Below are 14,422 nucleotides of genomic sequence, written 5' to 3'. Positions count from 1 at the left end.
ACGCTGATGTGCGTCGTGGCGCTGGCCCTTGCCGCCCACCCGAAGTGGCAGCTCGTCGTCGCCGGCAACCGCGACGAATTTCACACCCGCGCCGCCGCCCCGCTCGCCCGCTGGACTGACGCACCACACGTCCTATCGGGTCGCGATCTCGTGTCGGGCGGCGGGTGGATCGGCGTATCGGACGCGCGGCGGTTCGCCGTCGTCACGAACGTCGCGGGCTACCCACGCGACGGCGACGCGCCTTCGCGCGGCGCGCTGGTCGCGGATTACCTGCGCGACGGCAGCTTGCCGGCGGACGACATGCTCGGCGCCTTCGGCGGGTTCAGCCTGCTGACGATCGGGGACGATGCGAGCTTCCGCACCAACCGTCCCGCGATCGAGCGTCGCCCGCTCGCACCGGGGCTGCACGGAATCGCGAACGGCCCACTCGATCCGCCGTCACCGCGCACGCGCACGCTGACGATGGCGCTGGCCGAATGGATCGCCTCGACCCGCCCGGCCTCCGCCGTGCTCGATCTGCTCGCCGACGAAGCGCCAGCCGGCGAACGCCCGGTATTCATCCGCGACGGCGTCTACGGCACACGGTGCAGCACCGTGATCGCAGTGGATACGGCAGGCAACGGCATGATCGTCGAGCGCCGCTTCGGCCCGGCGGGCGTGCCCGATGGCGAAACCCGCCTCGACTTCAGCTGGCGGTGACCCGACCCTCCACGCTGTGCCGCCGACCATAGAGAAAGTAGATCGCCAGCCCGATCACGTTCCAGATCACGAACCGCACGATAGTCGACGATGGCAGGCTGAACAGCAAATACAGGCAGCCCAGGATCGCCAGCGTGCCCACGACATAAGGTTGTGGACAACGGAACAGCCGCTCCGCACCGGGCGCACGCTTGCGCAGCACCATCAAGCACGCGCCGACAGCGATGAACGCCAGCAGCGTCCCGGCATTGGCCAGCTCAGCGATCTCGTCGAGCCGGAAGATACCAGCAACGATCGCGATCGACACGCCCGTTACCAGGGTGATCAGCGTCGGTGCGCCCGTCCGCGGGCTGACGGTCGCAAGCCGGCGCGGCAGCAGCCCGTCGCGCGCCATCGTAAAGAAGACGCGGCTCTGCCCGTACATCATCACGAGGATCACCGACGGCAGCGCGATGATCGCCGCCAGCGCGATCAGATACGCCGCCACCGGCTGGCCGAGCGATCGCAGTACCAGCGCAAGCGGCTCGGGCGAATTGGCGAGCTGCAGGAACGGCATGGCGCCGATCGCGGTCACCGCCACGAGCATGTAGATCACCGTGCAGACCAGCATCGATCCTACGATCCCGATCGTCAGATCCCGCCCCGGGTTCTTCGCCTCCTCCGCCGATGTCGCCACCGCATCAAAGCCGTAGAAGGCGAAGAACACGATCGCCGCCGCCGCCATCACACCCCGCTTCTCGCCGCCCGTTTCCACCGATCCGAAGCCATAGGGCATGAACGGATGCAGATTGTCGGCATTGAACGCCGGCAGCGCGAAGGCGATGAACACGCCAAGCGCGGTAAGCTTGATGACGACCAGCACGATGTTGAGCGTCGCACTCTCGCGCGTGCCAGCGATCAGCATTCCCATCACCCCCAGCGCGACCATGACCGCGGGCAGGTTGACGATCCCGCCACCATGCGGCCCGCTGAGCAACGCCGGCGGTAGTACGATGCCCGCCGATTGAATCCAGCCGACGAGATAACCCGACCAACCTACCGCCACCGTCGCGCAGGCCAGCGAATATTCGAGGATCAGGCTCCATCCCACGATCCACGCCAGCGCCTCACCGAGCGCGGTATAGCTGAACGTATAAGCGCTGCCCGCGGCCGGTATCATCGTAGCGAGTTCGGCATAGGCCAGCGCCGCACAGGCGCACACCGCGCCCGCGATCGCGAAGGCGAGGATCACCGCCGGCCCGGCGCGCTCCGCACCGACGCCGGTCAGCGTGTAGATCCCCGTGCCGACAATCGCACCGACCCCCAACGCGATCAGGTGCGGCCACGACAAGGTCTTGGCGAGCGCCTGTCCGTGTGCGTGCTGCGTAACCGACTCCAGCGACTTGCGCGGCCCGAACATGTGCTTCCCCTGTTATGAGCGACGGACCGTGCCGCGTCGGCGGCGATTGGGCAACCGCCACGCTGATCGTCATTGCTGCGATCTGCCGCAGCGTGGCATGATCGTCACGGGGTACGAACAAGGGTGCAACGCATGTCAACCGCCGAGCTGGAGATGCCGAGCCGTTTCTCGATCATCACGATCGCAGCGCCGGGGATCGAATCGCCCGCATGGAACGCGCGGTTGCGTTGGCCTAGCTTTGGCGACGATCACGTTGCGCTCGAACCCGGCGACCGGCGCGGGATCTGGGCAGCGCAACTCGATGCTGCGGTGATCCGCGCCGATCGCGCGGTTGTGCTGGTGGCGGAGGGGATCGGCTGCCATGCGGCGTCATGGTGGGCGCGACTCACCCCGCGCAGCTATGTGTCGCGGGTCGCCGGCGCGCTGCTCTTCGATCCACCCGCAGCGGGTGCAGGCACCCGTGAGGCATTCGCGTCTCCCGCGGTGGCTCTGCCGTTTCCCTCGCTAGTGCTTGCCGGCGACGCCGCCTCCGCGCCGGTCAGCGCGATCGAAAGCTGGGGCAGCCGCCTGATCGACGGTCATCGCCAGCGCAAGGGTGACTTGCTTTCGTGGCGCAGCGCCCAGCGGTTGGTCGAGCGCGTGACCGCGAAGGTGGTCGAGCGTGACATCGAACGCATTCTGGCGCTGCACCCGCTCCAGCGTCAGTAAGCGACAGGTCTTCTCGTCGGGCGGCCCGGCTTAACCAAGTCCCTTGTTGCCCTCCTCTTCCCTCCTCGCTAACCGCCTTTGATGGCGCACGTCGGCATCATCATGGGCTCCACGTCCGATTGGGAAACGATGCGCCATGCGGCCGAGACGCTCGACGCGCTCGGCGTCGCGCACGAAACGCGCGTCGTCTCCGCGCACCGCACCCCGCAACGCCTTTACGACTATGCGACGCAGGCCGCCGACCGCGGGCTCAAAGTGATCATCGCTGGCGCGGGCGGGGCAGCGCATTTGCCCGGCATGGCGGCAGCGATGACACACTTGCCGGTGCTCGGCGTCCCGGTCGAATCCAAGGCGCTGAAGGGCATGGATAGCCTGCTTTCGATCGTCCAGATGCCCGGCGGCATCCCGGTCGGCACGCTCGCGATCGGGAAGCCTGGTGCGATCAACGCGGGGCTGCTCGCCGCCGCGATCCTCGCTACCAGCGACGCGGCGCTCACGACGCGGCTGAAGGCATGGCGCGCGGCGCAGACCGAGCGAGTCGCGGAGACACCCGAATGACGCCGTTACCGCCCGGATCGACAATTGGCATTCTCGGCGGCGGGCAGCTCGGCCGGATGATCGCGACCGCTGCCGCGCAGCTCGGCTATCGCACCCATGTCCTCGCGCCCGATCGCGAGAGCGTCGCCGCGCAGACCGCTTCGGCGCTCACCCGCGCCGATTACCACAACCGAATCGTGCTCGCCGATTTCGCCGCGCAATGCGACGTAGTGACCTACGAGTTCGAGAACATCTCGGCAGTTCCGGTCGAATGGCTCGCCGACCGTGTGCCCGTCCACCCCTCGCCCGCCAGCCTGCGCGTCGCGCAGGATCGCATCGCCGAAAAGGAGTTCGTCTCCAACGTCGGCGGCACGCCGGCGCGCTGGGCGGCGGTCGATTCACGCGTCTCGCTGGACGCGGCAATCGCGGAGATCGGTACGCCGGCGGTGCTCAAGACGACCCGCATGGGCTACGATGGCAAGGGCCAGGTCCGGCTGCAATCCCCGGCCGATGCCGATGGCGCCTGGGAGTCGATCGCCGGCCCCGCCGTGCTCGAGGCGTTCGTCGATTTCAGCCATGAATTCTCCATCGTGCTGGTGCGCGATTGCGACGGGCGGATGGTGAGCTACCCCCCGCCATGGAACGAGCATGAGGATTCGATCCTCGCCCGCTCCACGGTGCCGGCGCCAGCACAGATCGCGTCGCTGTGGACCGAGGCCGCGGCGCTGACCGGGCGCATCGCCGACGCGCTCGGCCACGTGGGCGTGCTGACGTGCGAATATTTCGCCACGCCCGACGGCCCGGTGTTCAACGAAATGGCGCCACGCGTCCACAACTCGGGCCATTGGACCATCGAGGGCGCGGTGACCTCGCAATTCGAGAACCACGTCCGCGCGATCTGTGGACTACCACTCGGCGATACCGCGCTGGTCGGTGCCGGCGTGACCATGGAAAATCTGATCGGCCACGATGTCGACCGCTGGGCCGACTTGCTCGCCGAGTCGGGCGCGCACCTTCACCTCTACGGCAAGCGCGAGGTTCGCCCGGGCCGCAAGATGGGTCATGTGACGCGCGTCCAGCGCAGCTGATCAGCGGCTCGCGTTGCCGCACAGCGCAGCGACGGCCGCCAGCACGCTAGCATCGGTAAACGGCTTCGTGATCCGCGGCCGATCACGGTACACTTCCGGCATCGACCAGCCATCATAGCCGGTCACAAAGGCATGCGGCACGTGCTGCTGCTCCAGATAGTCAGCGAGCCGGTAGGAAAGCGTCCCCTCCAGGTTCACATCGAGGATCGCGGCATCGAGCGCTTCGCGATGCGCGAGGTCCAACCCGGACGCAAGATCGCCCACAGGGCCGATCACGTCGGCTTCGACGCTTTCCAGCACGCGCTTCAGGTCGGAGGCGATGAAATACTCGTCCTCCACGATCAGGATTCGCCGCCCCTTCAACGATGGGCTGGTCACTGCAAATCCCTTTTCCTACGGCCGACCCGCGGCCGCCCTGAGCAATGAAGAAACACGTGCCGACCGGCTTACATTGCCGCTATCGGCTAACGATTGTCGTACCGTCTTCGGCGATACGCCAGCGCTTTCGATCAAAGCAGTTCCCCCATTCGCGGGATCTTGTACGGGGGCCGCCCAGCGTCGGGTGTAAGGCGCCGTCCCCTGGCGGCTATAACCTGTGCTAGTCGTCGCACATGTCATGGTAAGAGCACCGCAACCCCAATACATCAAAACTGCGGCTAACACAGGTAAATGATTTCGACTGCCCAACGCCGCATGATCACGACGTGGACGCGATTAATCAGCATGATCAAAAGCTCGCAACGCTGCGTATTATCCGTGATCAGTTGAAGCAGATTATTGATTTATCGGACCTCTCCGAGGAGCTCTTGATTTCTGCCCGACTGGCCCATGCTTTGGATTGCGTGGAAAGCCGGGTTGAAAGTGTGATGACGGCTTATTCGACTAGCCGCCATGATAGCATTCATCCGTTATCGACGATCTGACGCGCGTAGCAGCCGCTGCCCTCGTTGGCTGAGGACACACGCATCGCGTGGCCGGAATCAGTCGATCATTGGCGTCATGCCCGGCTCGGCTTTGGCCATCGCGCGCTGGTAAGCTGCCCGCTCGGCAATGCGTCGCAGGTAAGCCTGAACATTCGGCATGCCCGTCAGTGGCGCGCCGCCGAACGCCCGCGATGTCGTGAGTGTGTATACCATCATGATATCGGCGAGTGTCAGATGCTGGCCACCAAAGAACGGCACCGTGCCCAGCCGCTGCTCCATCATCTCACTGCTGCGATCCGCCCGCGCCGCGACGAACGGCACGCGCCCCGGATCGCTACCACCCAATCCTAGCACCATCCCCATCATCTTCGTCGCCATGTAGGTCGCGTTCGACCAATGAAACCAGAAGAGATGCTCCGGGTAATCGGGATCCGATGGCGCTGGCGCCAGCCGCCCCGACCCGAAGCGGCTGTTGATGAATTCGCAGATCGCGCCGCTTTCGCCGAGCACGAAGTCGTCCACCGTGATTACCGGCGCGACACCCATCGGATGCAAAGACTTGTATTTGTCCGGGGCGAGGCGATTGTCGGCCCGGCGGTCATATCGCTTAAGTTCGTATTCGAGCTCAAGTTCTTCGCACAACCAGACGATACGTTCTGACTGCGATAGTCCTAAATGGTGGACGACGAGCATCGACTTTCCTCTCGATCGCGAAACAGGTGTTTCGGTTGCGATGGCGTGCCTTGCGCCTCGTGATCGAGCTATACCGATGTGTCGTATCCTTCAAGCGCCGCCGGCCGCGGCCGGCGCGTACCCGTCAAGCTACTCCGCAGTCGACCCGGCATTCGGCTGCTCGCCGGTCTTCTGGGCGCCGAGCTGCCCCGTCCCATGATAGCCCTGCCCAGTTTGGCCGCCGTCGAAATGGCCACCCTTCTTGCCAGTGTGCGGATTCGGATAGGCGCCGCCCTGCGATGCGCCGTCTTGATCGTTGGGCTCACGATCGCTTTCGGGCCCATCTCGCGGCGTGCCCGCTCCACTCGCCTGCATTGGTTGCTTGTCGGACATCATAGGCTCCAAAGTTTCGTGGTGCTGTCCGACATCAACGTTCGCCGCGTGGCTTCGTGCCGAAAGAAACCACTGACGCTACGAGGAAAAAACGCCGGACCGTCAATGTTCGTGAGACGCGATGCCATCCGGGTTGCCACCGCTGTCCGCCCGAAACTGAAAACCCTTCAGATCGTGACGATCCGGGAGGCCATGAACGCGACCAAGATAGAAGGTCGCCAACGCGTAATGCGCCTTCACCGCCTGGGGCGATGTCGCACGCTGCGCCATGTCCAGTTCACGGTCTGCGCGACGTGAAAAATAAGTATGATCGTCGGTCGTATCCATAGTCCCACGACTCCAAGCCTGGTCATGAGAGTAGAGCGAAAATAGCTCGTTGGTTCGCCCACATGGATTAAATATTCAATGAATATCAGGCCGCGAGATCAATTTTCGAAGGCGAGTAGAATTCTTGTTTAGTCAATCTATTTTAATGCCGACACCCGACTCGTTCGCCAAATCGTGTTTCCTGGCGGCAAGACGAAAGTTTCGGCTTCGCCCGGTTAGTCGATTCTTAAGCGACTGTGCGTCGCGACAGCGCTGCGTCCGCAGTAGCGCCGTCCCGTTCAACGGGATTTCAGGCAATGCGTGACAGCGACAATTCAAAGCAGTTGATGTGGCTGAACCTGGGGTTGCTCTTGGCTGTGTCGCTGGCTTCTCTGGCTCACGCCGTCACGCTGTAAGTCTGGCCGTCAGCGCCGTGAAGCCAAGTGATGCTCACGATAGTCGCGCGCTTCCTCGCTCATTGCGATCGAGCGCACGACTGCGATCAGCGTCTCCCGGTCAGGGGCGCTCGTGATCATTTCGGCGTAGCTTGCCGAACCCTTTTGATCCGGCGCACGCCCCAGGATCGCATGATAGCAAACGTCAACAAATGCGGTCGCGTCCGACGCGCCGAAATCAAGCGCGCGCGCGATCGATGCCCCTTTGCCCTTAAGCGGCTTCAGCAAAAGCGTACCCCCCCCCGAAACAGTCACTCTAATTTACAATTGCATAAGTCGAATAACAGCTCGAAGATTCTAAGTCGAATTAAATTCGTTTCGGTGGTAATATGCTTTTACCTTGCAAACGGCAAAATTCCGGACTGCAACTTGTTAGGTAATCAACGCTTGAAACTGTACAGCACAACTGCGCGTGCGAGGTTGAGTCAAACGCGCTGACGCGCTCGACGGTAGCCTTGATAAACAATGTCCGCGGACGACATTAAACAGTATCAAAGGTCATTCCGCGCCTCAGCGCACGTGGAAACCCGCCATGCCGCCTTCACCGGCATTGGTCCGCTCGCGTCCCGCAAGAACATTCTCCAGTTCGTCGAGCGAGTGCGGCACGTCGAGATACTGCGCGCCAAGGAACAGCCGCGTGCCCTGCTCCTGCGGCACCGCATGGGTAAGCTTGTCGATATCAATCAGCGCCTTGCCTGAAGGCGCAATTTCGATTTGAACAAACCGCATAGCTTAAATTCCACCTGGACTTACGACCGACTTCACTTGCGCTGTGCCGGCGATTGCTCGGCAGGCGTCCCCTTGGTCGACGGGTTCGACGCGTTCTGCTTCGGCGGCTTCTCGGCCTTCGGCTTGCGAAGCTCCTTGCTCGACTTTTGCTGACCTTTTGCCATCTTACACTCCTTGAGCAGCGACGTTCCGACCAATGCATTGCCGCCGCCGATGGTACTGAAGCGTCAGAGTGATCATTGACCACCCTTATCCTCATCTACACGACCGGGAGCGGATTGCACCCTAGGTAATCGCCACCGCAAGCCTTAAGCCCTCGATCGCCTTTCCAGCTAGTGTGCCCGAATGTCGGCCGGCGGGGCGAGACAATCGTGCCGCTCAGGTCCGCACGACGATTGGAGGATGCCTGGATGACGCTTCGCCGGGGAATTGGCGCTAACGACCACGTCCCAAGCACCTGTCACGACAGCGTGTTCATTTCCGTTCAGTATCTCCGCGGCGTCGCATCCTTCATGATCGTGCTGTACCACGTCGGCTACGATCTGCATTTCGTGACGGAGTACGGCAGGGCGCATTGGCTCGCCTCCGGCGTAGACATCTTCTTCGTCATCAGTGGCTTTGTGATGGTCGTGTCCACCTCGGGGCGTCCGGTCGACCCCAAGAGCTTTATGATATCGCGCTTATCCCGGGTTGCGCCGCTCTATTGGATGGCAACCATGATCATGGTCGCCATCCTTTACGTTCGCGGCCAGCTGCTTCCTTCGTTCGATGAACTGCTCAAGTCATTGTTCTTCATCTTTCACTTCAATCCACGCGTAAATGAAATCAGTCCGGTTTTGGGGCCTGGGTGGACGCTGAACTACGAAATCTATTTCTACCTAGTTTTCGCGGCGTTTCTCAGAGTGCCAGTCACGCGGCGCATCATCGTAATCGCCACGTTGTTCATCCTAATCGCAAGCCTGCGTCTTGTCGTGCCGCCGGACAACACCATCCTTGTCCGCATGACCAGCCCGATGCCGCTAGAATTCGTGGCCGGGATGGTGATTGGCCGCTATAGAAGCATCATCATGCGCGCACCTCGCCTTCTTGGTATAGGCGCGATCGTATCTGCGCTGTTGGCGCTCGCGCTGTTCGACCCCGCTGTGCCCAGATTCATTTTCTTCGCGCCGCTCGCGGTCCTTATTGTGATGGGCACGATAATCTGCGAGCCCGCAAGTAGCCGGCGACGGATCGGCGTTCTCGATCAATTGGGCAAGTCCAGCTATAGCCTCTACCTCGTACATCCGCTGATCCTGGCAACATTGACACCGATCGTCGTCGCTGACGCCTTGGCGCTGCCCATTGCCATCTTGCTCATCGCCGCATCGATCGCACTTGGGCTATTCGCCTATTATTTCTGTGAGGTGCCACTGACTTCGGCCGCCCGGGCATTGTTGACCAGAGCGACCAAGCGACGCTATCCGGCAAACGCATCCGCAGATCATCCGCCGCTGGTTGATTGATCGTCCCGCCCGCGATTTTACCAGATCGACGGCATCACCATCGCAGCGCCGGAGTTAAAACGTGAAGTGGTTGCGCATCGCGACGATTGCCATCTTCGTCGTGTTCCTTGGGCTGGCCTTGACGATCTGGGCTACCCGGCCGTCAGCAGGCTCCGACCAGATCGTCCTCCCATCCAAGACGCCCTTCACCAAAGGCCGGTTCTTCGCCTTCGCCATGCCGTGGGCGGGCGAGACGGTTACGATCTTGAAGCCATGGGCACCGCATGCGGACGCCGTGGTGTTGAACCTTAGCGAATTCCCGAACAAATCCGTCGTGCATTGGCGCTGGCCGCCGCTGGTGCCGCACTTCGGCCTTGGTGTATGGGGCTATAACGCCGTGATGTACGGCAATTATGATGGCGGTGTGCCGGAAAAGCCGGTTGCACCGATCCGCGTGCGCGACCTCAAAGAACTGCGTCAGAGCTACAGTTTTCGCCTGTCCAACCGGTTCGGCGATGGCAATGTGTTGACCGAATTCTACCTGCGATCGAGCACCACCAATGTGCATGCGAAGGTAATCGAGATCGGTTGGTTCTTCCATATGCCGCCTAACACTAGGGCCTATTTTGACTCGGCAACGCCGGTCGGGCGGTACGTCGATGAACAGGGCCGGCGCTGGATGGTGCGGATTGGCGAGAAATTCTGCATGATCGCGCCGGAGCAACCGCAGGATCTGCCGATGACCGGAACGCTCGATATGCTGCCGGTGCTACGCTGGCTGCAGCAGAAGGGGCGCATTAGTGGTAACGAGTGGATGTCCGGGATCGCACTGGGCGTTGAGCCGGTGTCCGGCATCGGTACAATGTCGATTGATCGCTGGCCGGTGACGATGCGCTGACCTTCGGCACTTCACGGTCGACGACGAGGCGCAGCTACGTCGCCGCGCCGCCTGACATCCGAGAAGCTGCGGATATCGGGGGTCTGCACACCGAATATGCTCCTGCTGCATCGGCACCGGCAGCGCCGCGGCGAGCAGCCGGCCCTGGTGCGCGAAATGGTCGCCATCCGAAGAGCACCCTTATCCATGACATCGTCCGCTATTCAGCGAGGCAACACTTCAAGTGTCGCACTTCAGTCGATACCCTATTCCCAGCTCGTTCTGGACCAGGCTACCGATCGGATCCGGCGCCTCGATCTTCTGGCGGAGGTTTCTGATTACGATGCGCAGATATTCGACGCGGGGATCGGCTTTGCCCCAAATCCGCTCCAGCAGCTGCCTGTGCGTCACCACCCGGCCCGGATGCTCGGCGAGCATCGTCAGCACCTCATATTCCTTGCGCGTCAGGTGTACCTCGGTGCCGCGGCGCCGCACGAGATGATCGGCAAGATCGATCGAAAGATCGCCCACCTGAATCTGTCGTCCGGTCACCGTATCGCGCCGCCGCAGCGCGACGCGTAGTCGCGCGAGCAGCTCTTCGCTGTCGAACGGCTTGGTGACATAGTCGTCGGCGCCGAGGTCGAGCGCAGCGACCTTGTCATCCGTGCCTTCGCGGGCCGAGACGACCAGCAGCGCCGTCGCCGGTCGGCGGGCTATTAGCGGCACGAGTTCCAGCCCGTCACGGCCCGGCAGGCCGAGGTCGAGCAGCACAGCGTCGGGATCGTGATGATCGACGGCCGTCATCGCTGAACGTGCGTCGTCGGCGTCGATCACGTTGTAGCCCGCGCGCTCCAGCGTCTGGTGCAGCAGGCGGCGGATGGCGGCATCATCGTCGACGACCAGGACCAGCGCCATCAGATGTCCCCTTCCCCGGCGGTCGTGCGGACGACTGCGCTCGCTGGAAAAACGAGTGTAAAAACTGCGCCTTCGTCCGAGTCACGGTTCCGCGCCTCGACCGACAGTCCCATCCCCTCGGCGAACGCCTTGACGATCGCAAGGCCGAGGCCGGTGCCGCCGGTCGATCGATCCGATCCGTCGAAGCGACGGAAGGTATCGAAGACCGCCTGTTCTTCGCCCGGCGGCAGCCCGGGGCCGGTGTCGATGACCGACAGCCGCAGGTTACCGTGGCGATTTTCGCCCGCGATGCGGATCTCGCTGCCTGGATCGGCGTAGCGCCCCGCATTGTCGAGCAGGTTCAGCAAGCAATGGTGCAGCAATTGTGGATCGCAGCGCACCAGCGGCAGGACAGGCGGAACGTCTAGAAGAATAGGGTGCCCGGTTAAAGCCGCGCGCGCGTCGTGCGATGCGCCAGCTACGGCATCGCTGAGGTCGATCGGCTCGATCGCGAGGTTGAGCGCCCCGGATTCAATCCGCGCCATGTCGAGCAAATTGGCAACGAAGCGGTCAAGCCGCCGGGTCTCCTGCTCGATCGTGGCGACGAGCTCAGGTGTGACGCCATGGCGCAGCTCGGCAGCCGCGGCGCGCACCACGGTCAATGGCGTGCGTAAGTCGTGGCTGACCGAGGACAGCAGCGCGCCGCGCAGCCGGTCGCGCGTGCGGACGGTCTCGACGTCACGCATCTCGCTCTCGAGCCGCATGCGTTCGAGGACGAGCGCGCCCTGGTCGAGCAGGCTCGTCAGCAGCGGCAGCCTGTCGGCGCGCACCGGATCGGCGCTGCCATCGCGCGCGAGGCCTAAAACGGCGAGCGTGCGACCGCGATGGACCAGCGGGTGGAAGACCCAGTCCGATGCCGTCAGCGTCGCCGATCCTCGCCCGGTGACCATCGCATTGTCATAGGCCCACTGCGCCGCGGCAAAGTCGAGCGTGCCGAGCGAATATCCCTCGGCATCGGCGGCCTCCAATGTCATCGCACGGCTGGTCTGCGGTGCGAGAAGGATGGTGTGCGTGTCGAGAACGCGCGCGATTTCGGCGCAGATTTCGCGGCCGATCGTCTCAGGATCGTTGATTTCGGTCAGACGGCGCAGGAACCCGGTCAGGGCTGCGTTGGTCCGCGCGCTCGACGCGGCGAGGTCGGCCTGGGAACGCACACGAGAGGTCAGCTGACTGGTCGCGACGGCAACGCCCAGCAGGACGAAGATCGATACGACATTCTCCGGATTACTGACGGTCAGCGTGCCCGTGGGCGGCAAGAAAAAGAAGTTGTACGCTAGGCTGGAAGCGATGCCGGCGAACAGCCCGGTACGCAGCCCGTAAAGGCTTGCCGCTGCCATCACCGGAAGGAGGTATAACAGCGCGACATTGCCGAGGTTGAGCACTTGGAACAGTGCGCTGGCGACCGCCGTAATGCCGGCGACCATCGCCGTGGTCAGGACATAGCCACCGGACGATCCCCAAACCGCGCTGCGTTGGCGTTCAGCGATCGGCGCTGCGTGGTCGGCGTCGATCGGGAGGACATGAACCGCGACACTCGGCGTCTCGCGCACCAGCCGGTCGACAACCGAGCCGTGACGCCACTCGAACCAGCGCGATCGCTGCGATTTGCCGACCACCAGTTGGGTGGCGCGCGCATCGACGAGGAACGCCTTGATCCCATCGACCACGGTGGCGGCCGGTACGACGGCGACCGTCGCACCGAGCTGCGTCGCCAGTGTCATCGTCGCGGCGACCCGCGCATGCTGGGCATCGACGAAACCCGCAACACGCGGCGTTTCGATGAACAGAGCCGTCCATGGGCCACGCATGGCATCCGCGACCCGCTTGGCCGCGCGGACAAGGCCATCCGCCCCAGCTAGCTCGTTGATCGCAACGACGATCCGCTCTGCGCCTGCCCAGGTACCACCGAGACCCATAGCGCGGACATGGTCGAGCATCTGCGCATCGACCGCTTGCGCCGCCCGCGTCAGCGCCAGTTCGCGCAGCGCCGACAGGTTTGATTTCGAAAAAAAGTGGTCAAGCGCACGCGTCGCCTCGTGCGGCAGATAGACCTTGCCGGCTTTCAGCCGCTCGATCAGCTCGTCGGGCGGGATATCGACGACCTCGATGTCGGCAGCTTCCAGTACGCGGTCGGGGACGGTCTCGCGGACGCGGACCCGGGTGAAGCCGGCGACGATGTCGTTGAGGCTTTCGACATGCTGGATGTTGATCGTCGAATAGACGTCGATCCCCGCCGCGAGCAGTTCCTCGACGTCCTGGTAGCGTTTGGGGTGGCGACTGCCGGGAGCATTGCTGTGTGCAAGCTCGTCGACCAGCACCAGCCGCGGCGCGCGCGCCAGTACCGCGTCCAGGTCCATCTCGTGTAGGACGTGGCTCTCATGCGGCACGGCGCGGCGGGGCACGATTTCCAGCCCGCGGGTCAGCGCCTCAGTCTCTGCGCGGCCATGCGTCTCGACCACACCGACTACAAGATCGACGCCCTCGCGGCGCCGCGCCTGTCCCTCGGATAGCATCTCGAACGTCTTGCCGACGCCGGGCGCGGCGCCGAGGAAAATCTTGAGCCGCCCGCGCCCCTCCTGCGCCGCGTGGCGCAGCAGGGCCTCGGGATCGGGCCGGGGTGCGTTCATCGGCCTCCCGCGGCATCAACCGCGCGATTGAGCGCGAGCACGTTGACATGCGGCTCGCCGAGCAGCGGGCGTTCGATTGCGGCCTCCACCAGCGCGCGCACCCGACTTTGGGCAAGCCCGCGCGCGCGCGCAATACGGGGCACCTGCACCAGCGCGGCGGCGGGCGACAGGTCGGGATCGAGCCCCGATCCGCTCGCGGTGACGAGGTCGGCGGGAAGTGGTCCGGTCACACCCTGCGCACGCCGCGTCGCGACATCGGCGGCGACGCGATCGGCGAGGGCCTGGCTCGTTGGGCCAAGGTTCGATCCGCTCGATGCCAGACCATCATAGCCACTGCCGGCCGCCGACGGACGCGTCTGAAAGTAGCGGTCGCTGGCAAAGGCCTGGCCGACGACAGTCGACCCGATGACGCGGCCGTCGCGCTCGATCAGGCTGCCGTTCGCCTGGTGGGCAAACAGCGCCTGCCCGACGCCTGTGATCGCCAGCGGATAGGCCAGGCCGAGCAGCCCGGTCAGCAACAACGTCATGACGATCGCCGGGCGCAGTGCCGAAGTGAAATCCTGATTCATCGTTC

General features: G+C 63.7%; 18 protein-coding genes. 7 read left to right on the top strand and 11 right to left on the bottom strand.

From position 1 onward, the window contains the following. Positions 1-6 precede the first annotated feature (6 nt). Positions 7-699, top strand: coding sequence for an NRDE family protein (locus tag LLW23_RS10855; protein ID WP_228945423.1), 693 nt, complete (start codon positions 7-9; stop codon positions 697-699). Here LLW23_RS10855 and LLW23_RS10850 read toward each other — a convergent pair. Then, positions 686-2,098, bottom strand: a complete 1,413-nt coding sequence (locus LLW23_RS10850; RefSeq protein WP_228945421.1) for an amino acid permease — start codon at positions 2,096-2,098, stop codon at positions 686-688. The two genes, LLW23_RS10855 and LLW23_RS10850, sit on opposite strands and share 14 nt — an antisense overlap. 132 nt (positions 2,099-2,230) lie before the next feature. Here LLW23_RS10850 and LLW23_RS10845 point away from each other — a divergent pair, with 132 nt between their 5' ends. The 3 genes from LLW23_RS10845 (at position 2,231) to LLW23_RS10835 (ending at position 4,431) form a co-directional block, all read left to right on the top strand. Next, complete coding sequence (locus LLW23_RS10845) at positions 2,231-2,806, top strand: alpha/beta hydrolase (protein WP_228945419.1); 576 nt, start codon at positions 2,231-2,233, stop codon at positions 2,804-2,806. Between the two features lie 81 nt (positions 2,807-2,887). Beyond that, a complete protein-coding gene (gene purE / locus LLW23_RS10840; protein ID WP_228945418.1) occupies positions 2,888-3,364 on the top strand; it encodes a 5-(carboxyamino)imidazole ribonucleotide mutase in 477 nt (158 codons plus the stop codon). Beyond that, positions 3,361-4,431, top strand: a complete 1,071-nt coding sequence (locus LLW23_RS10835; RefSeq protein WP_228945416.1) for a 5-(carboxyamino)imidazole ribonucleotide synthase — start codon at positions 3,361-3,363, stop codon at positions 4,429-4,431. The genes purE and LLW23_RS10835 overlap by 4 nt, the downstream gene beginning before the upstream one ends. Here LLW23_RS10835 and LLW23_RS10830 read toward each other — a convergent pair whose 3' ends face one another. Continuing rightward, positions 4,432-4,809 carry a response regulator gene (locus tag LLW23_RS10830; protein WP_228945414.1) on the bottom strand — a complete coding sequence of 126 codons (378 nt, stop codon included), beginning with the start codon at positions 4,807-4,809 and terminating at the stop codon, positions 4,432-4,434. 326 nt (positions 4,810-5,135) lie between these two features. Between LLW23_RS10830 and LLW23_RS10825 the strand changes: the two genes are divergently transcribed. Next, positions 5,136-5,354 (top strand): hypothetical protein, encoded by a 219-nt coding sequence (locus LLW23_RS10825; protein WP_228945412.1) that lies wholly within the window; start codon positions 5,136-5,138, stop codon positions 5,352-5,354. Between the two features lie 57 nt (positions 5,355-5,411). On the opposite strand, the gene LLW23_RS10820 is transcribed toward LLW23_RS10825, so the two are convergent. From LLW23_RS10820 to LLW23_RS17540, 6 genes are all read right to left on the bottom strand, one after another. Beyond that, positions 5,412-6,047: a glutathione S-transferase family protein gene (locus tag LLW23_RS10820; protein ID WP_228945410.1), complete on the bottom strand. Its 636-nt coding sequence runs from the start codon at positions 6,045-6,047 to the stop codon at positions 5,412-5,414. A gap of 129 nt (positions 6,048-6,176) precedes the next feature. Then, complete coding sequence (locus tag LLW23_RS10815; RefSeq protein ID WP_228945408.1) at positions 6,177-6,419, bottom strand: hypothetical protein; 243 nt, start codon at positions 6,417-6,419, stop codon at positions 6,177-6,179. A gap of 102 nt (positions 6,420-6,521) precedes the next feature. After that, positions 6,522-6,746, bottom strand: a complete 225-nt coding sequence (locus LLW23_RS10810) for a hypothetical protein (RefSeq protein WP_228945406.1) — start codon at positions 6,744-6,746, stop codon at positions 6,522-6,524. A gap of 404 nt (positions 6,747-7,150) precedes the next feature. Continuing rightward, positions 7,151-7,408 (bottom strand): DUF4214 domain-containing protein, encoded by a 258-nt coding sequence (locus LLW23_RS10805; RefSeq protein WP_228945404.1) that lies wholly within the window; start codon positions 7,406-7,408, stop codon positions 7,151-7,153. Positions 7,409-7,690: 282 nt separating this feature from the next. Next, positions 7,691-7,909: a hypothetical protein gene (locus tag LLW23_RS10800; protein WP_228945402.1), complete on the bottom strand. Its 219-nt coding sequence runs from the start codon at positions 7,907-7,909 to the stop codon at positions 7,691-7,693. Between the two features lie 32 nt (positions 7,910-7,941). Then, on the bottom strand, positions 7,942-8,073 hold the full coding sequence (locus tag LLW23_RS17540; protein ID WP_270049231.1) for a hypothetical protein: 132 nt from the start codon (positions 8,071-8,073) through the stop codon (positions 7,942-7,944). Between the two features lie 246 nt (positions 8,074-8,319). Here LLW23_RS17540 and LLW23_RS10795 point away from each other — a divergent pair, with 246 nt between their 5' ends. Together LLW23_RS10795 and LLW23_RS10790 are read left to right on the top strand one after the other, a co-directional pair. After that, entirely contained in the window at positions 8,320-9,411 is a 1,092-nt protein-coding gene (locus tag LLW23_RS10795) for an acyltransferase family protein (protein ID WP_228945400.1), read from the top strand. Positions 9,412-9,481: 70 nt separating this feature from the next. Continuing rightward, entirely contained in the window at positions 9,482-10,288 is an 807-nt protein-coding gene (locus LLW23_RS10790; RefSeq protein ID WP_228945399.1) for a hypothetical protein, read from the top strand. A 219-nt stretch (positions 10,289-10,507) separates the two neighbouring features. Here LLW23_RS10790 and LLW23_RS10785 read toward each other — a convergent pair whose 3' ends face one another. The 3 genes from LLW23_RS10785 to kdpC are packed head-to-tail and all read right to left on the bottom strand — an operon-like array spanning position 10,508 to position 14,417. After that, complete coding sequence (locus LLW23_RS10785; RefSeq protein WP_228945397.1) at positions 10,508-11,182, bottom strand: response regulator transcription factor; 675 nt, start codon at positions 11,180-11,182, stop codon at positions 10,508-10,510. Beyond that, positions 11,182-13,848, bottom strand: a complete 2,667-nt coding sequence (locus tag LLW23_RS10780; protein WP_228945395.1) for a sensor histidine kinase — start codon at positions 13,846-13,848, stop codon at positions 11,182-11,184. The genes LLW23_RS10785 and LLW23_RS10780 overlap by 1 nt, the downstream gene beginning before the upstream one ends. Continuing rightward, positions 13,845-14,417, bottom strand: coding sequence for a potassium-transporting ATPase subunit KdpC (gene kdpC / locus LLW23_RS10775; protein ID WP_228945393.1), 573 nt, complete (start codon positions 14,415-14,417; stop codon positions 13,845-13,847). The genes LLW23_RS10780 and kdpC overlap by 4 nt, the downstream gene beginning before the upstream one ends. Positions 14,418-14,422 lie beyond the last annotated feature (5 nt).

The sequence above is a fragment of the Sphingomonas radiodurans genome (assembly GCF_020866845.1).
GTDB lineage: Bacteria > Pseudomonadota > Alphaproteobacteria > Sphingomonadales > Sphingomonadaceae > Sphingomonas > Sphingomonas radiodurans.
Note: the sequence above shows the minus strand (reverse complement) of the source record. Positions and strands in the feature narration are given on the sequence as shown.